Origin of the sequence: Acidovorax sp. SUPP1855 (genome assembly GCF_030158955.1) — a bacterium.
Classification (GTDB): Bacteria; Pseudomonadota; Gammaproteobacteria; order Burkholderiales; family Burkholderiaceae_C; genus Paracidovorax.
In genome coordinates this window covers 75,500-100,133 of the sequence record NZ_BQXI01000018.1, presented here as the reverse complement: position 1 = coordinate 100,133, position 24,634 = coordinate 75,500, and the positions used below count along the sequence as shown (strand labels likewise).

Annotated in this window: 21 protein-coding genes and 1 pseudogene; 12 read left to right on the top strand and 10 right to left on the bottom strand. The window is 69.2% G+C overall.

Going from position 1 to position 24,634, the window contains the following annotated elements; genetic code table 11:
• Positions 1–35: 35 nt before the first annotated feature.
• Positions 36–668 carry an outer membrane lipoprotein periplasmic chaperone LolA gene (gene lolA, locus AVMA1855_RS16435; RefSeq protein WP_272564623.1) on the bottom strand — a complete coding sequence of 211 codons (633 nt, stop codon included), beginning with the start codon at positions 666–668 and terminating at the stop codon, positions 36–38.
• Between the two features lie 49 nt (positions 669–717).
• Positions 718–3,060 carry a DNA translocase FtsK gene (locus AVMA1855_RS16430; RefSeq protein ID WP_284426531.1) on the bottom strand — a complete coding sequence of 781 codons (2,343 nt, stop codon included), beginning with the start codon at positions 3,058–3,060 and terminating at the stop codon, positions 718–720.
• 225 nt (positions 3,061–3,285) lie between these two features.
• Here AVMA1855_RS16430 and trxB point away from each other — a divergent pair, with 225 nt between their 5' ends.
• The 3 genes from trxB (at position 3,286) to rpmG (ending at position 4,854) form a co-directional block, all read left to right on the top strand.
• Positions 3,286–4,245 (top strand): thioredoxin-disulfide reductase, encoded by a 960-nt coding sequence (gene trxB, locus AVMA1855_RS16425; protein WP_272564625.1) that lies wholly within the window; start codon positions 3,286–3,288, stop codon positions 4,243–4,245.
• A gap of 193 nt (positions 4,246–4,438) precedes the next feature.
• Positions 4,439–4,672, top strand: coding sequence for a 50S ribosomal protein L28 (gene rpmB / locus AVMA1855_RS16420; RefSeq protein ID WP_087496789.1), 234 nt, complete (start codon positions 4,439–4,441; stop codon positions 4,670–4,672).
• An 11-nt stretch (positions 4,673–4,683) separates the two neighbouring features.
• Positions 4,684–4,854, top strand: coding sequence for a 50S ribosomal protein L33 (gene rpmG / locus AVMA1855_RS16415; RefSeq protein WP_008904999.1), 171 nt, complete (start codon positions 4,684–4,686; stop codon positions 4,852–4,854).
• A gap of 123 nt (positions 4,855–4,977) precedes the next feature.
• On the opposite strand, the pseudogene AVMA1855_RS16410 reads toward rpmG, so the two are convergent.
• Positions 4,978–6,482: pseudogene (locus AVMA1855_RS16410) on the bottom strand (aminotransferase-like domain-containing protein).
• Positions 6,483–6,703: 221 nt separating this feature from the next.
• On the opposite strand from AVMA1855_RS16410, the gene AVMA1855_RS16405 reads away from it, so the two are divergent.
• The gene (locus tag AVMA1855_RS16405; protein ID WP_284426530.1) at positions 6,704–7,120 is read left to right on the top strand and encodes a hypothetical protein; all 417 of its coding nucleotides are present in this window, start codon (positions 6,704–6,706) and stop codon (positions 7,118–7,120) included.
• A 64-nt stretch (positions 7,121–7,184) separates the two neighbouring features.
• On the opposite strand, the gene AVMA1855_RS16400 is transcribed toward AVMA1855_RS16405, so the two are convergent.
• The 3 genes from AVMA1855_RS16400 to AVMA1855_RS16390 all read right to left on the bottom strand — a co-directional run bounded on the left by AVMA1855_RS16400 (position 7,185) and on the right by AVMA1855_RS16390 (position 11,768).
• Positions 7,185–8,399: a DesA family fatty acid desaturase gene (locus tag AVMA1855_RS16400; protein WP_284426529.1), complete on the bottom strand. Its 1,215-nt coding sequence runs from the start codon at positions 8,397–8,399 to the stop codon at positions 7,185–7,187.
• Between the two features lie 137 nt (positions 8,400–8,536).
• Positions 8,537–9,859, bottom strand: a complete 1,323-nt coding sequence (locus tag AVMA1855_RS16395) for an RsmB/NOP family class I SAM-dependent RNA methyltransferase (protein WP_284405796.1) — start codon at positions 9,857–9,859, stop codon at positions 8,537–8,539.
• A gap of 52 nt (positions 9,860–9,911) precedes the next feature.
• Positions 9,912–11,768 carry a M48 family metallopeptidase gene (locus tag AVMA1855_RS16390; RefSeq protein ID WP_284426528.1) on the bottom strand — a complete coding sequence of 619 codons (1,857 nt, stop codon included), beginning with the start codon at positions 11,766–11,768 and terminating at the stop codon, positions 9,912–9,914.
• A 39-nt stretch (positions 11,769–11,807) separates the two neighbouring features.
• On the opposite strand from AVMA1855_RS16390, the gene AVMA1855_RS16385 reads away from it, so the two are divergent.
• The gene (locus AVMA1855_RS16385; protein ID WP_284426527.1) at positions 11,808–12,074 is read left to right on the top strand and encodes a DUF1653 domain-containing protein; all 267 of its coding nucleotides are present in this window, start codon (positions 11,808–11,810) and stop codon (positions 12,072–12,074) included.
• A gap of 192 nt (positions 12,075–12,266) precedes the next feature.
• Complete coding sequence (locus AVMA1855_RS16380) at positions 12,267–12,944, top strand: hypothetical protein (protein WP_284426526.1); 678 nt, start codon at positions 12,267–12,269, stop codon at positions 12,942–12,944.
• Between the two features lie 106 nt (positions 12,945–13,050).
• Here the strand turns inward: AVMA1855_RS16380 and AVMA1855_RS16375 are convergent, their stop codons facing one another.
• Together AVMA1855_RS16375 and AVMA1855_RS16370 are read right to left on the bottom strand one after the other, a co-directional pair.
• A complete protein-coding gene (locus AVMA1855_RS16375; protein ID WP_284426525.1) occupies positions 13,051–14,208 on the bottom strand; it encodes an ATP-binding protein in 1,158 nt (385 codons plus the stop codon).
• Positions 14,205–14,933, bottom strand: a complete 729-nt coding sequence (locus tag AVMA1855_RS16370; RefSeq protein ID WP_284395201.1) for a response regulator — start codon at positions 14,931–14,933, stop codon at positions 14,205–14,207. Before AVMA1855_RS16370 ends, AVMA1855_RS16375 begins: the two co-directional genes overlap by 4 nt.
• Before the next feature lie 256 nt (positions 14,934–15,189).
• Here AVMA1855_RS16370 and xopAW point away from each other — a divergent pair, with 256 nt between their 5' ends.
• Together xopAW and AVMA1855_RS16360 are read left to right on the top strand one after the other, a co-directional pair.
• Complete coding sequence (gene xopAW, locus AVMA1855_RS16365; RefSeq protein WP_284426524.1) at positions 15,190–16,260, top strand: EF-hand domain-containing protein; 1,071 nt, start codon at positions 15,190–15,192, stop codon at positions 16,258–16,260.
• Positions 16,261–16,574: 314 nt separating this feature from the next.
• Positions 16,575–17,639 carry a sensor domain-containing diguanylate cyclase gene (locus tag AVMA1855_RS16360; protein WP_284426523.1) on the top strand — a complete coding sequence of 355 codons (1,065 nt, stop codon included), beginning with the start codon at positions 16,575–16,577 and terminating at the stop codon, positions 17,637–17,639.
• Positions 17,640–17,666: 27 nt separating this feature from the next.
• Here the strand turns inward: AVMA1855_RS16360 and purN are convergent, their stop codons facing one another.
• Positions 17,667–18,251 carry a phosphoribosylglycinamide formyltransferase gene (gene purN / locus AVMA1855_RS16355; RefSeq protein WP_272564637.1) on the bottom strand — a complete coding sequence of 195 codons (585 nt, stop codon included), beginning with the start codon at positions 18,249–18,251 and terminating at the stop codon, positions 17,667–17,669.
• A gap of 21 nt (positions 18,252–18,272) precedes the next feature.
• Here purN and AVMA1855_RS16350 point away from each other — a divergent pair, with 21 nt between their 5' ends.
• The 4 genes from AVMA1855_RS16350 (at position 18,273) to AVMA1855_RS16335 (ending at position 23,226) form a co-directional block, all read left to right on the top strand.
• Positions 18,273–18,986 (top strand): YceH family protein, encoded by a 714-nt coding sequence (locus AVMA1855_RS16350; RefSeq protein WP_284426522.1) that lies wholly within the window; start codon positions 18,273–18,275, stop codon positions 18,984–18,986.
• 63 nt (positions 18,987–19,049) lie between these two features.
• A complete protein-coding gene (locus tag AVMA1855_RS16345; RefSeq protein WP_284426521.1) occupies positions 19,050–20,255 on the top strand; it encodes an acyl-CoA dehydrogenase family protein in 1,206 nt (401 codons plus the stop codon).
• 48 nt (positions 20,256–20,303) lie between these two features.
• Positions 20,304–21,419, top strand: a complete 1,116-nt coding sequence (locus AVMA1855_RS16340; protein ID WP_284426520.1) for an acyl-CoA dehydrogenase family protein — start codon at positions 20,304–20,306, stop codon at positions 21,417–21,419.
• A gap of 202 nt (positions 21,420–21,621) precedes the next feature.
• On the top strand, positions 21,622–23,226 hold the full coding sequence (locus AVMA1855_RS16335; RefSeq protein ID WP_284426519.1) for a hypothetical protein: 1,605 nt from the start codon (positions 21,622–21,624) through the stop codon (positions 23,224–23,226).
• Between the two features lie 109 nt (positions 23,227–23,335).
• Here AVMA1855_RS16335 and AVMA1855_RS16330 read toward each other — a convergent pair whose 3' ends face one another.
• The gene (locus tag AVMA1855_RS16330; protein ID WP_284408381.1) at positions 23,336–24,463 is read right to left on the bottom strand and encodes an esterase-like activity of phytase family protein; all 1,128 of its coding nucleotides are present in this window, start codon (positions 24,461–24,463) and stop codon (positions 23,336–23,338) included.
• Between the last annotated feature and the right edge of the window lie 171 nt (positions 24,464–24,634).

The following is a 24,634-nucleotide window of genomic DNA, read 5'->3' as shown; positions in this document are numbered from 1 at the left end:
GCTACAAATACGATAGCAAAAAGACTTTTAGCTGGTCACTGCTTGACCACGTCCGCGCCCGCTGGCGGCTTGAAGTCGAACGTCGAGGCCGGCAGCGAGGCGCTCGACTGCACGTTGGTGAAGCGGATGGCCGAGCGCTGGCCGAAGCTGTCCAGGATGTCGAGCGCCGCGAGCCGTTCGCCCTGGAAGCCCACGCGCACGCTCTTGAGTTGCCCGTCCTTGGCCTTCGGCGTGGCCAGCACCCACTGCAGTCCGTCCTGCTCGGGCTGCGACTCCAGAGCGAAGTCGGCGCGCAACGCCTGCAGGTCGGGCGCCGAGGCCAGCAGCGCTGCCGGCGTGGTGCCCAGGGCCTGGGCCTGCGCGCGCTGGGTGACCTGGTTCAGGTCGGCGTCGTAGAGCCACAGCGTCTTGCCGTCGGCCACGATGGTCTGCTCGAAGGGCTTTTGGTAGGTGAAGCGAAAACGCCCGGGGCGCTGGAATTCGAAGGTGCCGCTGGACGTCTTGGTCCGCGCCGCCTCGCCGTCCTTCGGGGGGGCGGTGACGGTCTGCGTGAAATCGGCACGGCCGGCGGCCGCACCCTTCATGAAGGACTCGAGGCTTTTGAGGCCGTCGGCGCTGGCGCACTGGGCAGCGGCCGCGATCAGTGCGGTGAGGATGATTTTTTTCATGGGTTCTCGGTATCTGAGGCCGGGTGCCGGCTTTTCCAGGGCCGCCGGCTCATTCACCGCCGCCGCGGGCAGGCACCAGCACTTCGCGCTGGCCGCTGGTGGTGAGGCCGCTCACGAGGCCGGCCTTCTCCATGTCTTCGAGCAGACGGGCGGAGCGGTTGTAGCCGATGCGCAGCTTGCGCTGCACATACGAAATGCTGGCCTTGCGGTCCTTGAGCACCACTTCCACGGCCTGGTCGTACATGGGGTCCTTCTCGCCGCTGCCTCCGTCCCCGTCGCCCAGCGGGCCGTCGTCGCCATCGACCGTGCCGCCCTCCAGCACGCCCTCGATGTAGTCGGGCTCGCCCTGGCTCTTGAGGTAGCTCACCACGCGGTGCACCTCTTCGTCGGACACGAAGGCGCCGTGCACGCGCACCGGCAGGCCGGTGCCGCTGGCCATGTAGAGCATGTCGCCCATGCCCAGCAGGGCCTCGGCGCCCATCTGGTCCAGGATGGTGCGGCTGTCGATCTTGCTGCTCACCTGGAAGGCGATGCGCGTCGGGATGTTGGCCTTGATCAGCCCGGTGATCACGTCCACGCTGGGGCGCTGCGTGGCCAGGATGAGGTGGATGCCGGCCGCGCGCGCCTTTTGCGCCAGGCGGGCGATCAGCTCTTCGATCTTCTTGCCCACCACCATCATCAGGTCGGCCAGTTCGTCGATCACGACCACGATGTGCGGCAGGCGCTGCAACGGCTCGGGCTCTTCGGGCGTGAGGCTGAACGGGTTGTAGATGAACTCCTCGCGCGCCTTGGCCTCGTCAATCTTCACGTTGTAGCCGGCCATGTTGCGCACGCCCAGCTTGCTCATGAGCTTGTAGCGGCGCTCCATCTCGGCCACGCACCAGTTCAGGCCGTGGGCGGCCTGCTTCATGTCGGTGACCACGGGCGCCAGCAGGTGCGGAATGCCTTCGTACACCGACATTTCCAGCATCTTGGGGTCGATCATCAGCAGGCGCACATCGCGCGCCTCGGCCTTGTAGAGCAGCGAGAGGATCATGGCGTTGATCCCCACCGACTTGCCCGAGCCGGTGGTGCCGGCCACCAGCACGTGCGGCATCTTGGCCAGGTCGGCCACCACGGGGTTGCCCACGATGTCCTTGCCCAGGCCCATGGTGAGCATGCTCTTGCCCTCGTGGTAGACGTGCGAGCCGAGGATCTCGGACAGCCGGATCGACTGCCGCTTGGCGTTGGGCAGCTCCAGCGCCATGAAGTTCTTGCCCGGGATCGTCTCGATCACGCGGATGGAGACCAGCGACAGCGAGCGCGCCAGGTCCTTGGCCAGGCCCACGATCTGCGAGCCTTTCACGCCGGTGGCGGGCTCGATCTCGTAGCGGGTGATGACCGGACCCGGCATGGCGGCGACCACGCGCACTTCCACGCCGAAGTCCTTGAGCTTCTTCTCGATGAGGCGGCTGGTCATCTCCAGGGTCTCGGGCGAGACCGTCTCCTGGCGCTGCGCAGGCGGGCCGTCCAGCAGATCGACCTGCGGCAGGCGGCTGTCGGGCATGTCGGTGAACAGGGGCTTTTGGCGTTCCTTCACCACGCGGGCGCTCTGGGGCACGTCGGACAGCACCGGCTCGATGATCTGCACCGGCTGCGGATGGTGCTGCTCGACCTCGTGGCGTTCCTCCAGCACCACCTCTTCGCGTTCGCGCGCGGCGCGCTTGCCCACGGCCACGTCCTTGGCCTTCTCGCGCTTGGCCCGGCCCAGCTGCACCAGCGCATCGATGCGCCCGCCCAGCCGCTCGGCCACGTGGCCCCAGGAGAAGCGAAACACCAGCGCCGCGCCCAGCACCACCAGGATCACGCCCACCAGGCCCGAGCCGGTGAACCCCAGCCACTTCACGCCCGCAGGCCCGGTGAGATAGCCGATCGCACCGCCCGCATGGCCGGGCAACAGGGACTCCAGCCGGTACAGGCGCGACCACTCCAGCCCAGTGCTGGCCGCTATCAACACAATGAGGCCGCCCCAGAACATCGCGCGCCGCACCATCGGGCTGTGCGCGTTGGCGCCGGCGTCTTCGCCACCCCGCATCCAGCGCGCCAGGGAAGACAGCCAGGCCCGCACCGCCGCGGCCACGCACCACCAGACCGAAAAGCCCAGCGCGAAATAGCTGCTGTCGGCCAGCCAGGCACCGAAGCGGCCGGCCCAGTTGGCCATCAGCCGGCCGTCGCCCACGCCCGAGGTGGACCAGGCGGCGTCCTGCCCCGAATAGGTCGCCAACGCCAGCAGCCAGAAAACCAGGGCCACGAGACCGAGCACCAGGCTGATCTCGTGGCCGAAACGTGCGGCCCCGCTGCGGGGCGGCGACTTGCCTGCGGAGGCATTGAGGGTATTGAGGGAGTAGGTCATAAACGTGCGCGGCCAAGCTTACCCCATGCGCATTGCGCGGTTTTTGCGCCGGTCGCGGCACCGAGCGCCCCGGTGGAGCGCCCGGCTTTTCATCGCTTCTTACAATGGGCGCGATTGAAAAAGCGGCGCCTGCCGCCCGTGGCGGCGGGTTGATACTCCGCGGCTGCGGTCCCATCTACCCATCCAGCCCGGCCGCGGGCGCACACAAACATTTACCTTCCTTCCATGTCCAACACGCAACACGCCAAAGTCCTGATCCTCGGCTCCGGCCCCGCCGGCTACACCGCCGCCGTGTACGCAGCGCGCGCCAACCTGAGCCCCGTGCTCATCACGGGCATCGCCCAGGGCGGCCAGCTGATGACCACGACGGAAGTGGATAACTGGCCGGCGGACGTGCACGGCGTGCAGGGCCCCGACCTGATGCAGCGCTTCCTGGAGCATGCCGAGCGCTTCAAGACACAGATCGTGTTCGATCACATCAACCAGGTGGACTTCAGCCAGCGGCCGTTCACGCTCAAGGGCGACAGCGGCACCTACACCTGCGACGCGCTCATCCTGGCGACCGGCGCCTCGGCCAAGTACCTGGGCCTGCCGTCCGAGGAGGCCTTCATGGGCCGCGGCGTGTCGGGCTGCGCCACCTGCGACGGCTTCTTCTACCGCGAGCAGGACGTGTGCGTGGTCGGCGGCGGCAACACCGCCGTGGAAGAGGCGCTGTACCTGTCCAACATCGCGCGCAAGGTCACGCTGGTGCACCGCCGCGACCGATTCAAGGCCGAGCCCATCCTGGTGGACAAGCTCAACGAGAAGGTGGCGGCCGGCAAGATCGAGCTCAAGCTCTTTCACACGCTGGACGAGGTGCTGGGCAACGACGGCGGCGTGACGGGCATCCGCGTCAAGAGCACGGTGGACGGCCGCACCGAGGACATCGCGCTGCAGGGCTGCTTCATCGCCATCGGCCACTCGCCCAACACCGCCATCTTCGAAGGCCAGCTGACCATGGAGAACGGCTACATCGTCACGCAGGGCGGCCTCAAGGGCTTTGCCACGCAGACGAGCGTGCCGGGCATCTTCGCCGCAGGCGACGTGCAGGACCATGTGTACCGCCAAGCCATCACCAGCGCGGGTACGGGCTGCATGGCCGCGCTGGATGCGCAGCGCTTTCTCGAGCAGGATGGCGTCATCTGAACAAAGCGGGCTATAATCCGCGGCTTTGCTGAAATTGGGCGGGCTTTGCGCCATCCTGGACACGGCAATCGGGTTACCGCCACCCTGAACTGGCGAGGTGAGGCCGACGGCAGGCCTTGCGATCCAAAGCGTTCTTCGCTGGCGATCCGCAATGCACCCGCTCGAAGGCCGTTGAAAACATTGGAGTGTCCTCATGGCACGCGTATGTGAAGTCACGGGCAAGGGCCCGATGGTCGGGAACAATGTTTCCCACGCCAACAACAAAACCAAGCGCCGGTTCCTGCCGAACCTGCAATACCGCCGTTTCTGGGTCGAGAGCGAAAACCGCTGGGTGCGCCTGCGCATCTCCAACGCCGGCCTGCGTTTGATCGACAAGAACGGTATTGACTCCGTGCTCGCAGACCTGCGTGCACGTGGCCAAGCTTAAGGAGAAGCACCATGGCAAGCAAAGGCGGACGCGACAAGATCAAGCTGGAATCCACTGCGGGTACCGGCCACTTCTACACCACCACCAAGAACAAGAAGACGATGCCCGAGAAGATGCTGATCATGAAATTTGATCCAAAAGCTCGCAAGCACGTCGAATACAAGGAAATGAAGCTGAAGTAATCCAGCCTCAGGCCCCTTCAAGAACCGCCCGGCACCCCGGGCGGTTTTTTTATGCCCGCTTGCGCCGTGCATGTTCGCTGGACGGTGTGTTCTCTATCGGCGCCTGCCCCGGCAGCGGGCGCGTCAGGCCGCGCGGCGCAGTGCCGGCTCGGCGCGCTGCTGGGCCATGAGCGTGCCCAGCGTGCGGTAGGCCTCCTCCACCTCGGGCGTGAACGGCATGCCGCAGCTCAGGCGCAGGAAGTTCTCGTAGCGCCCAGTGTTGGAGAACATCGGACCCGGCGCGATGCGGATGCCGCACTGCAGGGCCTGGTCGTACAGGCGCGTAGTGGAAATGTCGGGGGCAGCTCCAGCCACAGGCTGATCCCGCCCGGCGGCAAACTCAGGCGCGTGCCGACTGGAAAATACCGTGCCACCGCGCGCGCCGAATGCTCCCGCTGCACGCGCAACTGGGTGCGCATGCGGCGCATGTGGCGCTCGTAGGCCGGCGAGTCCACACTGCGCGCGGCCAGCAACTGGGACCAGGTCTGCATGTTGCGCGTGCGGGCGAACTTGAGCATCTGCACCCGGGCCTGCCAGCGCCCGGCGCTCATCCAGCCCTGGCGCAGGCCGGGGGCAAAGCTCTTGCTGAGCGAGGCGCAGTAGATCACCTGGCCGGCATCGCCCACCTTGTCCCAGGCTTTGGCGGGCCGCAGTGCGCGGGGCGACTCGACGAACTCGCGGTAGATGTCGTCCTCGACGAGCGCCAGCCCGTATTCCACGCACAGCGCCACCAGGCGCTCCTTGTGCGCATCGGGCATCACGCTGCCCTGCGGCATCTGCAGGTGGGGCACCACCACCACGCCCTTGAGGCGCGGCTCGTTGCGCGCCGCCAGTTCCAGCGCCTCCAGCGAAATGCCGGTGTGCGGGCTGCAGGGAATCTCCAGCGCCTTCAGGCCGCGCACCTGGATGGCCTGCAGGATGCCGAAGAACGTCGGCGACTCCACCGCGATCACGTCGCCCGGCTCAGCGATGGCATCCAGCGCCAGCGTGACCGCCTCCGAATTGCCATGGGTGGCACCGATGTCGGAGGGCGCCAGGCACACCCCGAACGTGAGCGCATGTCGGGCCATCGCCTGCTGGAACTCCACGTGGGTGGTGGGCGCCGAGGGCCCGTAGACGAGGATGTCGGGCTGCTCGCGCAGCAGGCTTTGCGCCAGCCGGTTCAGCGCCCGGGCATCGAACAGGCTGGGCGCTGGCATGGCGCTGCCCAGGTCCAGCGGCACCGGGCCGGCGCGGCGCGCCTTTTCCAGGAACATGGAGATGCGCTCGTTGATGCCGGCGAACACGCTCGGGTCGTCCGGCAGCGGCTCCAGCAACTCGGGCTCGCGCGCGCCGGGCAGCGACATGCCGCCGGGCTCGCGCACGAAGTAGCCCACGCGCTCGCGGGCCTCCACGCTGCCCTGGGATTCGAGGTGCCGCAGCACCTGCAGCGCGGTCGTCAGGCTCACCTGGTGGCGCTGGCACAGCTCGCGCACCGACGGCATGCGCATGCCCGGCTGCAAACTGCCGGCGGCGATCGCCTGCTCGTACAGGGCCGCCAGTTGGCGGTACAGGGGGGTGGTCTCTCGGGGATCGGCAGAGCGGGACATGGCAGGCATCGGAAGAACCCGCGCGCCAGGCCCCGCGCGCGGCAAGCGGGAATCCCATCATGCCCCGGCACGGTGCACCGGAACAGATACAGGATGGAACATGGCGAACCATAACAGCCCCCTGCCGATCGCGGCTGTTCTACCTGCCGCCGGTGGCGCTTGTACCTGCCCCAAAAGGCCGGCTTTTCTTACGCTGGAGTCCTCATCCGAAGGAGTCCGCCATGACGCAAGCCCCCCGCCCGACCGCCACTGCCACCACCGCCGCCACCCCTGCCCTGCGCCTTGTTCTGGACATCGCGCCAGGACAGCATGTGCTGGCCTGCCTGCCCCCGGCCAGCACGCTCCGGGCGCTGGAAGGCGACATCGCACTGGGCTTCGGCCCGCTGGTCTGCGGGCAGGTGCTGCATGTGGGCCAGCAGACGCTGGTGGCCGGGCAAGCACTCACCCAGGACGGCGGTGCGCCCACCGCCTGGGTACGCCTGGGAAACCCGGGCCGCCGGCCGGTGCGCGCTGTCTTGATCGAAGCGGTGCCGCAGCCCGGCGCCCTGGCGCAGGCCTGGGGATGGATGAAGGCCCGGTGGCATGCTGCCGCAGCCAGCGGAGCGCGGGCGTCCGGCGAGGTCGGCGCAGCGCACTGAGCCGCAGCCGACACGGGTCGGCCCTGGGAAACCGAAGCGTTGTCGACCCGGCGGCCCTTGAGGGTCAGACCTGCGCCGCGCGCAGCCGCAGCGAAAACTCGCGCAGCGCCGCCACGCCGCTTTCCTCGGCGCGGTGGCACCAGGCCTGCAGGTCGGCCGTGAGCTGCTCGCGCGACTGCGAGGTGTTCAGCCACAGCTGGCGCAGCTCTTCGCGCATGGTCATCATCTTGTCGAGCACCGGATGGGCGGCGCGGGCCTGGGCCAGGTGCGGCTTGGCGCGGGCGGGCACCTTCTCGGCATCGCGGTGGGCCCAGCGGCGGGCGGCGCGCAGCACGGAGACGTCGCCCTTGCGGGCCTTGAGCGCCGCCAGCTCCTCGCGGCAGGCCTGGCGCACGCCACGGGCGTAGCCGGCCATCACTTCGTAGCGGTTGGCGATGAGCGCCTCCAGCGTGTGCTCATCGGCCACCGGCTTCACGGCGCCCAGGCGCAGCTTGGGCGGCACCTTCTTGACCGTGGCCCAGCCGACGGCGCGCATCAGGGAGATGTACATCCAGCCGATGTCGAATTCATAGGGCTTGACCGAGAACTTGGCCGCGGTCGGATAGGTATGGTGGTTGTTGTGCAGTTCTTCGCCACCGATCACCACGCCCCAGGGCACGAGGTTGGTGCTGGCGTCCTGCGCCTCGAAGTTGCGGTAGCCCCAGAAGTGGCCGATGCCATTGACCACGCCGGCCGCCCAGAAGGGAATCCACAGCATCTGCACGGCCCACACCGTGGCGCCCAGGCCGCCGAACAGCACCAGGTTGATGATGAGCATGAGGCCCACGCCCTGCCAGGCGAACCGGCTGTACACGTTGCGCTCCACCCAGTCGTCGGGCGTGCCGTGGCCGAACTTGCGCACCGTCTCGGCATTGTTCGCCTCGGCGCGGTACAGCTCGGCGCCGCGCCACATCACGGTGTCCAGGCCCCGGGTCTGCGGGCTGTGGGGGTCTTCCTCGGTCTCGCACTTGGCGTGGTGCTTGCGGTGGATGGCCACCCACTCGCGGGTCACCATGCCGGTGCCCAGCCACAGCCAGAAGCGGAAGAAGTGCGAGGGCATCGCGCCCAGCTCCACCGAACGATGGGCCTGCGCGCGATGCAGAAAGATGGTCACCGCCGCGATGGTGATGTGCGTGGTGAACAGCGTGTACAGCACCACCTGCCACCACGACAGGTTCCACAGGCCGGAGCCCAGCCAGTCGATGGCGGCGTTCAGAACAGCCCAGTCGGGTAACAGCATAGGGAGCCTTCGCTAGCGAACAAAGTGAATGCCGCCCCTTTCGGGGGCAACTGAATGATTTTAGGGGGCGATGCAGGCACGATGCCGCGCATACCCGCAACACCGCCGGTGTCTTACGGAGGTGCGCGGCACGGCTTTCAGGGCTTGCGCGTCCACACGGCGGCAAAAAAACCGTCGGTCTGGTGCAGATGGGGCCAAAGGCGCAGATAACCAGTGCCCGATTCCGTTCCGCTGCACAGCGCGCCGGCCTGCTCGACCTTGAGCTGGGTGAGCAGCTCGCCCGCATCGGCCGGCACGAAGTCGGGGTGCGCGGCACCGAAGGCTTCGGCGATGGCTTCGTTCTCCTCGGGCAGCACGCTGCAGGTGGCGTACACCAGCCGGCCACCCGGCTTGAGCAGGCGCGCGGCGCTGGCGAGGATGGCCGTCTGCTTGGCCACCAGTTCCTGCACCGCCTGGGGGCTCTGGCGCCACTTCAGGTCGGGGTTGCGGCGCAGGGTGCCCAGGCCGGAGCACGGCGCGTCCACCAGCACGCGGTCGATCTTGCCGGCCAGGCGCTTGATGCGGTCGTCGCGCTCGTGTGCGATGGCGGCGGGGTGCACGTTCGACAGGCCGCTGCGGGCCAGCCGGGGCTTGAGCGCGTCGAGCCGGTGGGCCGACACGTCGAAGGCATAGAGGCGCCCGGTGTTGCGCATGGCCGCGCCGATGGCCAGCGTCTTGCCGCCGGCGCCCGCGCAAAAGTCGACCACCATCTCGCCGCGCTTGGCATCGAGCAGCAGCGCGAGCAACTGCGAGCCTTCGTCCTGCACCTCGACGGCGCCGCGCGTGAAGGCATCGAGCTTGGTGAGCGCGGGCTTGCCGTCCACGCGCAGGCCCCAGGGGGAGTACGGGGTGGGCTGGGCCGGAATGCCGGCCTTGGCCAGTTCCTTTTGCACATCGGCCCGCTTTTCCTGCAGGGCATTCACGCGCAGATCGAGCGGCGCGCTCTGCGAGAGGCTGTCCACCAGGGGCCAGAAGCCATCGCCCAGCTGGCTCTTGAGCGGCGCCACCAGCCACTCGGGCAGGTTGTGACGGTGGCGGTCCATAAGGTCGTCCGCCGGCACGGCATCGCACTGGTCGAGCCAGTTCTTTTCCTGATCGTTCAGGGCGCCGCGCAGGAAGTCGCGCGCACCGGAGGCATTGCCTGCGCCTGCGCGGCGGGCCTGCTCGTCCTGGCTGTGCGCGAAGCCCAGGATGGCCAGGCGCCGCTCCTTGGGACCGCTGCCCGAACGGGCGAGCTGCTCGAACAGCAGCTTCTTGCGCAGCACCGTGTAGGCGGTCTCGGCGAGGGTGGCGCGCTCGCGCGGGCCGAGGGAGCGGTTGTCACGGAAAAAACGGGACACCACCGCGTCGGCGGGGTGTTCGAGGGTCAAGGTCAGCCTGACGAGTTCAGCGCAGGCGTCCAGAAGGGCTTTGGGGTGCATCGCCCGATTGTCCCACTGGCGCCGCCCCGGCCCGCCGGGGCCCTCACCGGTGCTATCTCGACAGCACCGGCGCGAAGGCCGAGCGCTCGATCTCCTGCAGCGTGGGCGACTCCCCCGCCCACAGCAAGAGCGCCGGCCCGGGCAGGCTGAGGTTTCGCTCCAGCCAGCGGCAAAGCCCGTAGCGGTCCTCATCGTCCATGGCCGGCAGGAGCACGAAGACGAGGTAGGCCCGCCGCTGCGGAAACTCCCGCAGGGCCTTGGACACGATCCAGCATTTCACCACCGGGCGGCAGCGGGCCAGTTCGGACTGCACCTCGCTCAGTTCGAACGGCGAGAGATCGTGCCGCGCCACCCGGCTGAAGTACGGCGGGGTGGACAGCTCCTCCCACGCCCGCTCCTCGGCCTCGCCCGCCTGGCGCTGCCGCTCGCGCCAGTGCTTGAGGGCTTCGGCGTCGTAGTCCAGGCCCGGGCGCGTCGTCTCCAGTTCGGCGACGGCGGCATTGGCCGCCCACCAGCGCCGGGCCGGCGCCGCATCCCACAGCCGCGCCAGAACGGCCAGGCGGGCCTCCCGGTCGGGGGCCGGCAGGCAACGGGCCAGCCCCTGCAGCGCGCCGGCGTGCTCGCTGCTGCGCTGAAGGGCCGCCTCGTACAGGGGGCGCACATCGGCAGCGGGGTCCAGGTGGCGCAGCAGCGTGGCCCATTCCACGGTTTCGTCGGCGTTGTTGCGGGCCGCGCTGGCTTTCAGCGCCTCGGCCCGTTCGCGCACCCGGGTCAGCCAGGCGTGGTGTTCCTTCCAGCCCGTGGCGTTTTCCTGGCACCACAGGCGGTCGAAATGGTCGATCCAGCGCTGCGGATCGCGGCCCAGCAGCGACAGGGCGCCGCGGCGCGAGCCTTCGGGCAGGGCGGGCCGCGCACCGGTGAGCGCCTCGACCCGGTCGCGCAGCACCGGGTGGGTGTCGTCCACGCCGCTGATGCGCCGCACGGCCTGGCGCAGCGCCTCCTGGGCGAAGCCGGCCTCGACCGGCATCGCCAGCAGGCGTCGAAGGGCGCCGTAGGGGCCCGCCGGCAGCGGGTGGGCCACGGCCGTGCGCCAGTGCCCGGGCCAGAACTCGTCCGCCAGCCAGGCGGCCTTGATTTCGATCTCGGCCAGCGCTGCGGCCGCCACTTCGGGGCCCAGCAACCGGCCGGCGATGCGGTCCGCCTCGTATTCGTCCTGGCGCGCCAGGGCGAACGTCCGCGCGGCGAAGCGCGGGAAGTACCAACGCAGGAAGGCCTGCGTGGCCGCCGCCACCGGCCCGCTGCCGTCGCGCAGGCCCTCGTGCAGGCGCAGCCAGCCCAGCCGCGTGCGGTAGATCCAGGCGGTGAATTGGCCGTGGCCACCGCGCAGGTGGCCATATTCGTGCGCCAGCACGGCCATCAGGCGCGGCTTGTCCAGCGCCATGGCGAGCGGCAGGCCGATGGTGAGGTGGTTGACCGCGCCGCCGAACAGGCCCCAGCGCGGCGTCTGCCGGATGCTGGCGTTGAAGTCGCCGTCCAGGTACACGCCATGCAGCGCCGGGCCCTTGACCTTGGTGCGGATGCGCTCCAGCGCCTCGAACAGGCCGGGCGCATCGGCCGCCGTGATGGGCAGGCCATCGGGCGCATCGATGCGCACCCAAAGCGCGCGCAGGCAGGTCCACAGCAGGCCGCCCGCCCCGAGCACCACCCACACGTAGGCCACGCGAAAGCGGCCATGCAACAACTGGGGCAACACCCAGGCCAGCAGCCCCGCCGACAGCAGCAGGCAGCCCACCACCCAGGCGTACCCCAGGGCCGCGAAAGCGGCGACACTGCGCCGGTACGCGCTGGAGTCTTCAGCGCTCGCGTGCTCGCTCATGCGCACCATGTGAACGAAATCCGCCTGGTCCATGTCCCGCCATCCCCCATTTGCCAATCCGCCATCGTATCCATGACCGACGACCTTCCCGCCCTGCGCCCCACCCCGCCCGGTCTCTATCGCCACTACAAGGGCCTTCTGTACGAGGTGATCGACACCGCCCGCCACAGCGAGACGCTGGAGCCCATGACGCTGCACCGCGCGCTCTACGGCGAGCGGGGGCTGTGGGTGCGGCCCGCCACGATGTTCGAGGAAACCGTGGTGATCGACGGGCGGGCGCAGCCGCGCTTCGAGCGGGTGCAGGCATTGCCGGAAGCCGCACCCGGGACCAAGCCATAGAAGTGCCGAACGCCCTAGATCCGATTGCCTTGATAGCTATTATTTTTATAGCAAATTAGTTCTGATGCGTTGCGATACGCCAGCTTCGGACGGAGCACGGCGTGTTCGTGCGGCAAAGCAAATTCCGCTGCGGCGGGAGCACCATCCTCCTTCATCTTCTGGCCTGTGCCAGTCGAAGCAAAGGCCTGGCCCGTGAAATTTTCCAAACTGCTGCCGCATTCCCGTCCCACCCCCAACGCGCCCCCGTCGTCCGCGTCCGGGACAACAGCGGGTACGGCGCCCAAGGCCAGCAGCAGCCGCAGCAGCAGCAGCCACGGCGGTGGCGGCCTGCTGTCCGGCCTGGTGGGGCGCCATTCCAAGCCACAGGCGGCGCCCCGGCCGCGCCAGCCCCTGGACAGCGCCGCCAGCCAGCGGGCGTCCGATGTGGCCTCCGCCATCCGCTACATGAACGTGAGCGCCGGATCGGCTGTTACCGCCCCACTCCCCCGCCCCGCAGCGGAGCCACCGGCGGCGCAAGCCCCTTCCGGGACGCACCCGGAGATCCGGCAGGAGCCGCCGCCCGCCGCGCAGCCCGTACCGGATTCGGCACACGCCGAGGAGATCGAGGCCGACGACAGCCCCGAGGTGCAAGCCGCGATGGCCCGACTGCAAGGCCGGACCCTGTTCACCATCGCCGAGGAGCCCGAACTGGAGGCACAAGCGGCGAGGATCACGCTGCAGGATCTGTTCGATGACGAGGACCACGCGCAGGCAAAGGCCCATGCCAAGGCGCAGGCCAGTTCGCCGGCTGCGGCGGCCTCCACCGCGCCGGCGCATGCCCCCTCCGGGGGAATTGCGCAGCGGCTGCGCCATTTCTTCCAACGGGCCTGACCGGAACGCGGGCGACGCGGGCCACCCCCGCCGGGCCCCTGCCAGGGCGATTCGATGCGCCGACGTGCCAGCGCCGGGGTTTTGATTGCCTCCGTAGCTATTGTTTTTATATCAAACGCATTGCCTGGCCGGCCCCGCCCCCGCGCGGCAGGGTGACGGTGGCGACCAGCCCGCCGCCCGGCACATTGCACAGCTGCAGGCTGCCGCCGTGGCGCTGCGCGATGTCGTGCGCGATCGACAGCCCCAGGCCCACGCCGCCGCTGTGCCGGTTGCGCGAGCCTTCCACGCGGTAGAAGGGCTGCATCACCCGGTCCAGCTCCTGCTCGGGCAGGCCGGGTCCGTGGTCGCGCACGGCGATGCGCACCGCGGCGCCATCGTCGCTCAGCGTGATCTCGGCGCCGCCGCCGTAGCGCACGGCGTTGCCGACCAGGTTGCCGATGCAGCGGCGCAGCGCGCCCACCCGCGCCGGCAGCGGCCGCGCGCTGCCCTGCAGCGTGACGGCGTGGCCGCAGTCCTGCTCGTCGTCCGCCAGGCTCTGCAGCAGCGCCCCGATGTCCAGCGGCGCCACCGGCTCGGCATGGGCCACGCCGCGCAGGTGGTCGAGCGTGGCGGTGATCATGGCGTCCATCTCGCCGATGTCGCGGCAAAAGCGTTCGCGCTCGCCGTCGTCGTGCAGGGTTTCGGCGCGCAGCCGCAGCCGGGTGAGCGGCGTGCGCAGGTCGTGCGACACGGCGGCCACGAAGCCGTCGCGCTCGGCCAGTTGCTGGCGGATGCGCGCCTGCATCTGGTTGAAGACGCGGCTGGCCTCGCGGCATTCGGCGGGGCCGTCTTCGGGCAGCGGCGGGCCGTGGAGGTCGCCACCCAGGTCGCGCGCGGCGCGGGCCAGCCGGTGGATGGGCTGGGACAGCCAGCGCGCGCCCCACCAGGCAGCGAGCATGAGGGCCAGCAGCCGCACCCCGATATCCAGCGCGAGGCCTGCGTGCAGGAAGCCGGGGCGGCGTTCGCGCGAGGGGCCGCCGGATTCGGGCGGCCGGGCAGGTGGCGGGCGCTGCGCGGCATCGCCGTCCATGGCGGCCTCCGGTGGTGGTGGCGGGCCCATGCCGGCCGGGCGCAGCTCGAACATCAGCGTGAGGGCCAGCACGTGGCTGGCCGTGACGGCAACGAACAGCAGCAGCGCCAGCCGGCCGAACAGGGTGTCCGGCAGCCAGCGCCGCCACCCTGTGCGCGCGGGCGCCGTCGGCGCCTTGGCCGCGGCGTGCGTCACTGCGCCCTGCCCGCCAGCCCCTGCACGGTCTGGGTGTGGAACAGGTAGCCCACGCCGCGCACCGTGCGAATGAAGGCGGGTGCGCGCGGGTCGTCCGACAGCTTGTGGCGCAGGCGCGAGACCAGCAGGTCGATGCTGCGCTCGAACGAATCCATGGTGCGGCCACGCGCATGCTCCATGAGCTGGTCGCGGCTGCACACGCGCCGCGGCATGCGCAGGAAGGTGCACAGCAGGCGGTATTCGGCGTTGGTGAGCGGCACAGTGACGCCGGAGGGCGAGACGAGATGGCGCTCCACGCTGTGCAGCGCCCAGCCGTCGAAGCGCACCACGTCGTCCGGCACCGCGGGCGCGGCGGCGGGACGGCCCGCCGCGCGCCGCAGCACGTTCTGGATGCGCGCGACCAGCTCGCGCGGCTCGAAGGGCTTGCTCATGTAGTCGTCGGCGCCCATTTCCAGCCCGAGCACGCAGTCGTACGGATTGGCGCGCGCGGTGAGCATGATGATGGGCACGGCCGAGCGCTCGCGCAGCTCGCGCGCCAGGGTGATGCCGTCGGTGCCGGGCAGCATGATGTCCAGCACGACGAGGTCCATGGCCTGCGCGGCCATGCGCTCGCGCAGGGTCTGCGCATCGCGCGCCGCATGGGTGGCATAGCCGAAGCGGGCGAGGTACTGCGTCAGCAGCGCGGTGATGTCGTCGTCGTCATCGACCACCAGGATGTGTTGCATGGGAGCGGGCGGAAAAGCGGGGTTGCCGCCCCAGTGTACGCAGCGCCCGCACGGCGTTGCGCGGGAACTGGCGGGCTTTTTCCCCGCTGTTCGCGCCTTGGCGAACCCTTTCGTACCAGGCCCGATACAAACGGGACAAACCGCCGTTACCGGCGCTTCCAAGAATGGGCTGCAGGCTGCTGCCGGTGCGCGCGCCCCGCTCCCGGGACGCACGACGGCGCGGCAGCCGCCAACCCTTGGAACGAAAGGAACGATGATGACGACCATCAGTAGTGTCGGCAGCGCGTGGTCCAGTGCGAGCGTCCAGCGGGCTTCGCGCCCCGGGCCTTCGCCGGAGCGCCTGTTCGGAAAATTGGATGCCGATGGCAGCGGCGGCGTGGACGGCACCGAGCTGCAGGGGCTGCTGGACAAGGTGGCGAAGAAAAGCGGTGTGGACAGCAGCACCAGCGCTTCGGACCTGATCCAGAAGTACGACAGCGACGGCAACGGCAGCCTGAGCAGCGACGAGCTGTCCAAGACGCTGGAAAGCGTGCTGCCGCAGCGCTCCACCATGGACTTCGCCCAGTCGCGCAGCGACGCCGGCAGCGGCGCCACCGGCCAGGCCGGCGACGACCTGTTCGGCAAGGTGGACAGTGACGGTGACGGCAAGGTGAGCCAGGACGAACTGCAGTTCCTGCTGGAGAAAGTCTCCGGCGGCACGGCCAGCGCCACCGGCACCAGCAGCGACGAACTGTTCGGCCAGCTGGATTCGGACGGCGACGGCAGCCTGTCGCAGGCGGAGTTCGATGCCGGCCGGCCCTCGGGCCAGGGCGGCGCGGGCGGACCGCAGGCGGGCGGCATGCCGCCCCCGCCGCCCGGCGGACTGGGTGGCCCGGGCGGGCCAGGTGGAGCGGGGGGTGCCAGCAGCGCGAGCGCATCGTCCGGCAGCACCACCTACGACGTGCTGGACACGAACGAAGACGGTGTCGTGTCGGCGTCGGAACTGGCGGCAGCCAGCACCAACGGCACGTCCGGCAGCACGACGGATGCGGTCACCGCGCTGTTCAATGCCATCGACACCGACGGCGACAAGCAGCTCAGCGCCAGCGAGTCGTCGTCGTTCATCGACCAGTTGACGCAGTGGGCGACGGCCAATGCCACCAACACGGCCAGCAGCAGCAACAGCAGCAGCGTTACCGGCCAGGACGAAGGCACCGCCAGCGCCTCCCGTACCGGCCAGCGGCTGGACCTGACCCAGCTGGCCGAACAGGCACGCCGGCAATACGCGGCAGCCGCCAGCGCGTGGACCACCAGCAGCAACGCCAGCACCTTGAGCGCCCTGGCCTGAGAGGGCCGCCGGCCGCGCCCGCAGGCACCGGGCGCCCGGCCCCTGGTTTTGCCGGTCCACGCAGTGCTGCACAGCCCGTCAGTGGACGAGCTGCGTGGACCGGCGCCCTGCGCCGCTGGCCTTCGGGCCAAAAGCGGCTCCAGCACAATATCTTCTAGGGCATATCGCTATATTTTTTATAGCACAAGCATCGACACACCCGCGCTGCTGCCGTTCGGTGACCCAGGGAAAGACCCTGGCCGTATCAAATGGATACAACGGAATGGCCGGATGCTGCGTACACACTCACTGTCGTTCCTTCAGTGAAGCCATTGATGCCCCCCAACCAGAAACCCGACGCTCCCGCCGACGCCACGCCCCCGGCCCCCAACCCGTCCCAGGGCGCCCCCCTGCCCTTCAACGAGGCGCAACGCCTGGAGGCCCTGGACAAGCTGCGGGTGCTCGACACCAACCCCGAGCAGGCCTTCGACGACCTCACCATGCTGGCGTCGGCGGTGTGCCAGACGCCGATCGCGCTGATTTCGCTCATCGATGCGGAGCGGCAGTGGTTCAAGTCGCGCACCGGCATCGACACGCCCGAGACGCCGCGCGAGCTGGCCTTCTGCGCCCATGCCATCCTGCAGCCCGACTACGTGTTCGAGGTGCCCGATGCGCACCTGGACCCGCGTTTTGCCGGCAACCCGCTGGTGACCGGCGAGCCGGGCATCCGCTTTTACGCTGGGGCGCCGCTGGTGACCTCGGACGGCATGCCCATCGGCACCGTCTGCGTGATCGACCGCGAGCCCCGTACCCTGACGGACGCCGAGCGCCGCGCCCTCGAATCGCTGGCCCGCCAGGTGGTGACCCAGCTGGAGCTGCGCCAGGCCATGGCCGGCCTCGAACTGGAGAGCATGACCGACGGGCTCACCGGGCTGTGGAACCGGCGCTGCCTGGACCGCCAGTTGCGCACCAGCTGGGACGAAGGCAAGCGGGCCGGGCAGCCGCTGAGCCTGGTGATGGTGGACCTGGACCACTTCAAAAGCGTCAACGACGACCTGGGCCATCCGGCCGGGGACGCCATCCTGCGGCATGCGGCCGAGGTGGTCCGCAGCCACGTGCGGGCAGGCGATTTCGTGGCCCGCTTCGGCGGCGAGGAGTTCTGCGTGGTGCTGCCCCAGACGCACGCCACCGGCGCCCGCCTCGTGGCCGAGAAGCTGCATGCTGCATTGAATGCCAGCACCTGGCCGCACCGGCCGGTCACCGCCAGCTTCGGGGTGGCCACGGCGGGGTTCGAGGAGGTGAGCGATCCCCACGCACTGCTGGCGCGGGCCGACCGGGCGCTCTACGTGGCCAAGGATTCGGGACGCAACCGGGTCTGCGTGTTCGACGGCTGGTCCTGAGCGGGGGCCACTGCCCGGCGGTCCGGATCAGCCCAGCCGGTGCAGCAGTTTGAGCACGGCGCGCGGGTAGATGGCGTGCTCCTGCGCCAGCACGCGCGCGGCCAGCACCGGCGCCGTGTCGCCGGGCAGCACCGGCACCACGCCCTGGGCCAGGATGGGGCCGCAATCGAGTTCGGCCGTCACCTCGTGCACGGTGGCGCCGGCCACCTCACAGCCCGCATCGATGGCGCGCTGGTGCGTGTGCAGCCCCGGAAAGGCGGGCAGCAGCGAGGGATGGATGTTGACCAGCCGCCCGGCGTAGCGCGCCACGAACGCAGGCGTCAGGATGCGCATGAACCCCGCCAGCACCACCAGCGCCGGCGCATGGGCGTCGATGCGCTCGGCCAGCGCCGCATCGAAGGCCTCGCGCGAATCGAACGCCCGGTGGTCCAGCGAATCCGTGGCGATCCCCTCGGCACGGGCCCAGGCCAGGCCCGCGGCGTCGGCCTTGTTGCTCAGCACAGCCACCACCCGGGCGCCGTGGCGGCCGGCCCAATCCTGCTGGCGCGAAGCATTCACGATGGCTGCCATGTTGGAGCCGCTGCCGGAGATCAAAATCACGATGTTCTTCATTGCCGGAAATTATCCCCCGCCATGCCCTTCGATCCCCGCACCCGCCCCCTGTCGCCCACCGAGGCCCGCGTGCTCGCCACGCTGATGGAAAAGGCCCGCACCGTGCCCGACAGCTACCCCCTCACGCTCAACGGCGTGCTGACCGGCTGCAACCAAAAGAGCAGCCGCGATCCGGTGATGCAGCTGACCGAGCCCCAAGCCCAGGAGGCGCTCGATTCGCTGCGCCTGCGCACGCTGGCGGTCGAGATCGGCGGCAACCGGGCGACCAAGTTCGAGCACAACTTCCCGCGCGGCATCGGCGTGCCCGACCAGTCGGCGGTGCTGCTGGCCCTGCTGATGCTGCGCGGGCCGCAAACCGCGGGCGAGTTGCGCATCAACTCCGAACGCTGGCACCGGTTCGCCGACATCTCCTCGGTGGAGGCCTTCCTGGACGAGCTGCAGTCGCGCAGCGAAGAAAAAGGCGGCCCGCTGGTGGTGCAGCTGCCGCGCGCGCCCGGCGCCCGCGAGCAGCGCTGGGCCCACCTGCTGTGCGGCCCGGTCGATGCGAGCCAGTACGCCGCCGGTGCCTCGGCCTCCGAGGCCCCCGCCGCCCAGGGACTGGCCCCGCGCGTGGCCGCCCTGGAGGCCGAAGTGGCCCAGTTGCGCGCCACGGTGCAGCGCCTGTGCCAGGAACTGGGGCTGGAGGCAGCGGAGCCGGAAGGCGCTGCGCCCGTGTCGCCGCCCGGACAGGAGTAAAAAGCACGACCGTGCTACAACCGGTGGATCGGCTCGAACCGGCAGCCCCAGGAGACACACCGCATGGATCTCGCATTCACCCCCGAAGAACAGGCCTTCCGCGAAACGATTCGCGCCTGGGTCAAAGAGCATCTCCCCCCAGAGATTTCCCACAAGGTGCACAACGCCCTGCGCCTGACGCGGGGCGACATGCAGGGCTGGGCCAAGATTTTGGGCAGGAAGGGCTGGCTGGGCTTCGGCTGGCCCAGGGAGTTCGGCGGCCCGGGCTGGACCGCTGTGCAAAAGCACCTGTTCGAAGAGGAATGCGCCCTGGCCGGCGCGCCGCGCATCATCCCCTTCGGGCCGGTGATGGTGGCGCCCGTCATCATGGCCTTCGGCAATGCCGAACAGCAAAAGCGCTTCCTGCCCGGCATCGCCAGCGGCGAGGTGTGGTGGAGCCAGGGCTACAGCGAGCCCGGCGCGGGCTCGGACCTGGCCTCGGTCAAGACGCGCGCCGAGCGCGTGGGCGACCACTACGTGGTCAACGGCCAGAAGACCTGGACCACGCTGGGCCAGTACGGCGACTGGATGTTCAACCTCGTGCGCACCAGCAACGAGGGCAAGCCGCAGACCGGCATCTCGTTCCTGCTGCTGGACATGAAGTCGCCCGGCGTCACGGTGCGGCCCATCAAGCTGCTGGACGGCGAATGCGAGGTCAACGAGGTCTTCTTCGACAACGTGAAGGTGCCCGCCGAGAACCTGATCGGCGAAGAGAACAAGGGCTGGACCTACGCCAAGCACCTGCTGAGCCACGAGCGCACCAACATCGCCGACGTGAACCGCAGCAAGCGCGAGCTGGAGCGCCTGAAGCGCATCGCCCGCGCCGAGGGCCTGTACGACGACCTGCGCTTTCGCGACCAGATCGCCCTGCTGGAGGTGGACATCGTGGCGCTGGAAATGCTGGTGCTGCGGGTGCTGTCGGCTGAAAAATCCGGCAAGAACTCGCTGGACATCGCCGGCCTGCTCAAGATCCGCGGCAGCGAGATCCAGCAGCGCTACGCCGAACTGATGATGCTGGCCGCCGGCCCCTTTAGCCTGCCCTTCATCGAAGAGGCGATGGAGGCAGGCTGGCAGGGTGATGCGGGCGCCGGCGCGCTGGGCGGATTCCCGGGGGGCGAGGTGGCCAACGCCCCGCTGGCCGCGAACTACTTCAACCTGCGCAAGACCACCATCTACGGCGGCTCCAACGAGGTGCAGCGCAACATCGTCGCCCAGACCGTTCTGGGCTGAACCCCACCCCCTCCCGCCAGGGCGAGAACTTCGCCAGGAGTGAAAAAAATGGACTTTGATTTCTCGGACGACCAGCAATCGCTGCGCGACGCGGTGCGCCGCTGGGTGGACAAGGGCTACACCTTCGAGCGCCGCCGCGGCATCGTGGCCGCCGGCGGCTTCGACCGCGCGGCCTACAACGAACTGGCCGAGCTGGGCCTCACGGCCCTGACCGTGCCCGAGGCGCACGGCGGCCTGGGCCAGGGCCCGGTGGACGCCATGGTGGCCCTGGAGGAACTGGGCCGGGGCATCGTGCTGGAGCCGCTCGCCCAGGCCTTCATCGCCAGCAGCGTGCTGGGCCAGTACGCACCCGAAGCCGTGCAGGCCGACTGGCTGCCGCGCATCGCCAGCGGCGAGACCCTGGTCGTGCTGGCGCAGCAGGAGCGCAAAGCCCGCTACCGCCTCGACGTGTGCGAAGCCACGGCGACAGCGGCGCCATCAGGCCATGCGCTGACCGGTCTCAAGAACATCGTCCCGGCCGGCGACCAGGCCGATGCCTTCCTGGTGCCTGCCCAACTGGATGGCGCGATCGCCCTCTTCCTGGTCGAACGCAGCGCCCCGGGCGTCACCACGCGCGGCTACGTCACGCAGGACGGCAGCCGCGCGGCCGAGGTGCAGCTGGCCGACGCACCCGCCACCCTCGTCACCACCGAAGGCTTGGCCGCGCTGGCCCTGGCGGTGGACACCGGCATCGCCGGCGTGTGCGCCGAGGCCGTGGGCGTGATGGACCAGGCCGTGTCGCTCACCGTGGACTACATGAACCAGCGCAAGCAGTTCGGCGTGGTGATCGCGAGCTTCCAGGCCCTGCGCCACCGCGTGGCCGACATGAAGATGCAGCTGGAGCTGGCGCGCTCGATGAGCTACTACGCCAGCCTCAAGCTCAACGCACCGGCGGACGAGCGCCGCCGCGCCATCGCCCGCGCCAAGGTGCAGCTGGGCCAGTCGATGCGCTTCGTGGGCCAGCAGTCGGTGCAGCTGCACGGCGGCATCGGCGTGACCGACGAATACATCGGCAGCCACTACTTCAAGACGCTCACCCAGTTGGAGATGACGTACGGCGACACGCTGCACCACCTGGGTGAGGTATCGGCGCGCATGCAGGACACGGCTGGCGTCTTCGCCTGAAAGACTTTCTGCGGGGCAGGGCATGTAAGCGGCGGATCGCCCGCCAGGAACGCGCGAAAGCCCGGTGCCGGGCGGCTTGTAGGGGATGAACACACGGTCCCCACCGGGGAGGGGTGGCAGGAGGCCACGCTCTGTGGTCCAGTCCTCTTTTTGCCAAAGCATCCCTTGGCTGACAAGCGCATTTGCTGAAAAGAGCAAGCCCATGCACCACTCCCCTTTGCCTCCTTCCTCTGCACGGGCCGCACTGCTGAGCGGCCTCCTCCTTGCCGTCTGCGCGGTTCCCTCCTGGGCTCAGACGGCCGAGCCCGAGCCCGGCATGTGGAGCTTCGACGGCGAACTGAACGGGCGTCCCGGCCGCAGCCTGCACATCGATACCCAGGCCGGCCGCGCCATGGCCGTGTCCTACCTGGGGTACCGCGCGAACGGCTCGTCGTTCTTTCTGCAGGCGGCGGGCACGCGCCCCGAGCGGTCTTCCACCTTCGAAGGCACGCTGAATGAATTCCGCAATGGCCCCGTGATCGGCGGCGGTGCGGGCCATGGCGAGACCGCCGCCACGGCCGGCCCCGTGAAGATCGTCTTCGACACCCCCACCTCCGGGACGGTGACCCTGCCCGGAGACACGCCGCGGCGCATTTCACGCTACCAGTACGAAGACCCGTCCGGGCGGCTCATGTCCCACTCCATCGGGGCCGAATCATTCGCGGCCTTGGCAGAAGGCTCGACGATTCCGCTGTGGATCGACGTGGAAAAGCTGCAGGATGGTCAATTTTCAATGCGAACCGAGAGCTTTCCCGCCCGCCTCGGGTCGCCCAAATGCACCTACACGGGCTCCGCCCAACCGGCAGGCGCAGGGGTGTCCTCCGAAGGTACATACACCTGCACCAAGAAAGATGGGACGCAAACAACGGGGGCCTACCGCGCCGAACATTTCGTGATGCAGGCCGATGGTCTGTTCCGGGGCACCCTGTGGCAAGGCAGCGAGCGCGTTGACCTCTTCGGTGCCTGCATGGCGGGATCCGGCTTCATGGACTGGCCTCCCATCTGCGAAGCCGCGCGCGCCAGGGCACCCCAGCCCGATCCAGGCATCTGGGGTTTCGAGGGCGAGGTGGACGGCCGGCCCGGGCGCAGCCTGCAGATCGATACGCAGCAGGGCCGCGCGATGGTGGTGACCTATGTGGGCTACCGGCCCGACGGCTCTTCGCTCTTCCTGCAGGCCAGCGGCCAGCGCGCGGAGAACGAAACGGCCTTCACCGGCGACCTGCACGAATACCGCAACGGCCCCCGGCTGGGAGGCGGCCTGAGCAATGGCGAAGAGGCATCCAACCTCGGGGCCATGCACATCACCTTCGACTCCGCCACCACGGGCACCGTGACCCTGCCCGGCGACACGCCCCGGCGCATCCGGCGTTTCCAATACGAGGACCTCACGGCGCGGTTCAATCAGACCTACCGCACCCGTTACCTCAGAGGCAACTCGGTGAGAGTGGGGGACCTGCGGCTCCAGCTCCAGGCACGCGACGGTCAGTTCAAAATGCGCCACGACAGCGGAGACGGCACCGATGGCTGCAACTATTCCGGCAGCTACCAACTCGCAGGCCGCAGCCTCGTCAGTTCCGGAACCTACCTCTGCGATGGGAGCATGGAGACGGGCGACTACACCAACTTCGTTTTCGAAGTCGATACCGGCGGCCATATCGCCGCCTACCGATTGCTGAACCTGCCGTGGGCTGTCGGCATCTGCGTCCGGAGCGCACCGGGAGGGATCCGTTCCTGCAGCAACGAGGAACTGAACACGCCGGCCCCCTGACAGGGTTGCCGGGCCTCGCCGCGGTCAGCAACCGAAAACCAAGGCGGCGTGGTTCGCCCGCCGCGACCGCCCGCCTGCCGCGACTGCCCACCTGGGGCGGCGCAGCGCGCTATTCGGACAGCACCTCGAAGGCGAGGAACTGGCTGATCTGCGTGTCGTTGAAGTTGTTGTCGGACACCATCACCAGGCTGCGGTGGCCGTTGGCCAGACGCGGCCCCCAGGCCATGCCCTCGATGTTGTCCAGCGTGCGCAGGCCCAGCGTGTTCAGGTTGAGCACCAGGCGCTTGCGCACTGCGGTAAAGCCGCCCGAGGCCAGCGAGGCGATGCCGCTCACGTCGGTCGCATCCCGGGTGTCGATCTCGTACAGGCGGATGTACATGCGGTACAGGTCGTCGCTGCCCTGCACGCCCGAGCGCTCCAGCACCAGGAAGCGGTGGTCGTCCACCGCCAGCATTTCCGACACGCCGTTGTCCGCGTTCTTGCCCGTGCCCGGAACCGCCTGGATGGGATCGACCGGATAGGCCACCTGGCGCAGCAGCGCACCGCTGCGGTTGTACTGCAGCATGCGCGAATACGCGCCCGCCGTGGGCGTGGGCACCGGGCCGTCCTGATAGAGCGGCGCCTCCATGGCGGCCCACAGCGATGCGCCGTCGGCCGAGAAGCTGAGTCCCTCCAGCGTGAGGTTGTTGCGCGCGCCGGTTGCCTGCGTGGGCGACATGCGGTAAGCCGCAGGCCAGGGCAGCGCGCCCAGGGCCCGGCCGCTGGCATCGGCATGCATCACGAACGGGTCCAGGCCCAGGCTGCGATCGCCCTCGCTGGTCCACCACAGGCTGCCGTCGCGCGGATCGATGCGGATCGCCTCCGGATCGGGCACGGGGCTGGTCGCCGTGGAGGCCGTGCGCGCGGGGTACACGCTGCCGTCCGCCTGGCGCAACGGCATGGTGCCCAGGAACTGCACGGGTGCGAATGTGGATGGGTCGAACTGCAGGCGCGCGGTATAGAAGCGCGCGGGGTTCTTGTCCGAGCGGTCGTCGCTGACCAGCACCCAGGTGTCGCGCGCGGCGTCGTAGTCGATGCCCGAGAGCCCTCCCACCAGGGTGCCGCCCACCTGCAGCGTGTTCGGCACGGTCTGCTCTCCGATCAGGCGCACGCTGATGTCGCGGGCACCGCCGTCGCTGCCCCCACAGGCGGCAAGGCACACGGAGAGGATGGCAGCGCAGGCAAGGGGTCTGAACATGGACGGCTCTTCGGACAAGGTGGATGGCAGGGATGGACAGCGCCGGACCTTAGCGGGCCCGCATGACAAGTTGATGGCGCTCGCGGCCCGGCATTTTGCAGGGAAATTTCACACATTCCAAAAGGTGGAATTTCGCTATAGTGGCCGCCCCAACAACAGTTCCGGAGGTTT

What these genes read in the sequence shown, in the direction of transcription:
- AVMA1855_RS16400 (WP_284426529.1), bottom strand. Translation starts at nt 8,399, where the DNA reads ATGCTGTTACCCGACTGGGCTGTTCTGAACGCCGCCATCGACTGGCTG.
- lolA (WP_272564623.1), bottom strand. Translation starts at nt 668, where the DNA reads ATGAAAAAAATCATCCTCACCGCACTGATCGCGGCCGCTGCCCAGTGC.
- AVMA1855_RS16390 (WP_284426528.1), bottom strand. Translation starts at nt 11,768, where the DNA reads ATGGACCAGGCGGATTTCGTTCACATGGTGCGCATGAGCGAGCACGCG.
- AVMA1855_RS16335 (WP_284426519.1), top strand. Translation starts at nt 21,622, where the DNA reads ATGCACCACTCCCCTTTGCCTCCTTCCTCTGCACGGGCCGCACTGCTG.
- AVMA1855_RS16345 (WP_284426521.1), top strand. Translation starts at nt 19,050, where the DNA reads ATGGATCTCGCATTCACCCCCGAAGAACAGGCCTTCCGCGAAACGATT.
- AVMA1855_RS16330 (WP_284408381.1), bottom strand. Translation starts at nt 24,463, where the DNA reads ATGTTCAGACCCCTTGCCTGCGCTGCCATCCTCTCCGTGTGCCTTGCC.
- AVMA1855_RS16370 (WP_284395201.1), bottom strand. Translation starts at nt 14,933, where the DNA reads ATGCAACACATCCTGGTGGTCGATGACGACGACGACATCACCGCGCTG.
- trxB (WP_272564625.1), top strand. Translation starts at nt 3,286, where the DNA reads ATGTCCAACACGCAACACGCCAAAGTCCTGATCCTCGGCTCCGGCCCC.
- AVMA1855_RS16430 (WP_284426531.1), bottom strand. Translation starts at nt 3,060, where the DNA reads ATGACCTACTCCCTCAATACCCTCAATGCCTCCGCAGGCAAGTCGCCG.
- AVMA1855_RS16405 (WP_284426530.1), top strand. Translation starts at nt 6,704, where the DNA reads ATGACGCAAGCCCCCCGCCCGACCGCCACTGCCACCACCGCCGCCACC.
- rpmG (WP_008904999.1), top strand. Translation starts at nt 4,684, where the DNA reads ATGGCAAGCAAAGGCGGACGCGACAAGATCAAGCTGGAATCCACTGCG.
- AVMA1855_RS16385 (WP_284426527.1), top strand. Translation starts at nt 11,808, where the DNA reads ATGACCGACGACCTTCCCGCCCTGCGCCCCACCCCGCCCGGTCTCTAT.
- AVMA1855_RS16395 (WP_284405796.1), bottom strand. Translation starts at nt 9,859, where the DNA reads ATGCACCCCAAAGCCCTTCTGGACGCCTGCGCTGAACTCGTCAGGCTG.
- AVMA1855_RS16360 (WP_284426523.1), top strand. Translation starts at nt 16,575, where the DNA reads ATGCCCCCCAACCAGAAACCCGACGCTCCCGCCGACGCCACGCCCCCG.
- rpmB (WP_087496789.1), top strand. Translation starts at nt 4,439, where the DNA reads ATGGCACGCGTATGTGAAGTCACGGGCAAGGGCCCGATGGTCGGGAAC.
- AVMA1855_RS16340 (WP_284426520.1), top strand. Translation starts at nt 20,304, where the DNA reads ATGGACTTTGATTTCTCGGACGACCAGCAATCGCTGCGCGACGCGGTG.
- AVMA1855_RS16350 (WP_284426522.1), top strand. Translation starts at nt 18,273, where the DNA reads ATGCCCTTCGATCCCCGCACCCGCCCCCTGTCGCCCACCGAGGCCCGC.
- purN (WP_272564637.1), bottom strand. Translation starts at nt 18,251, where the DNA reads ATGAAGAACATCGTGATTTTGATCTCCGGCAGCGGCTCCAACATGGCA.
- xopAW (WP_284426524.1), top strand. Translation starts at nt 15,190, where the DNA reads ATGACGACCATCAGTAGTGTCGGCAGCGCGTGGTCCAGTGCGAGCGTC.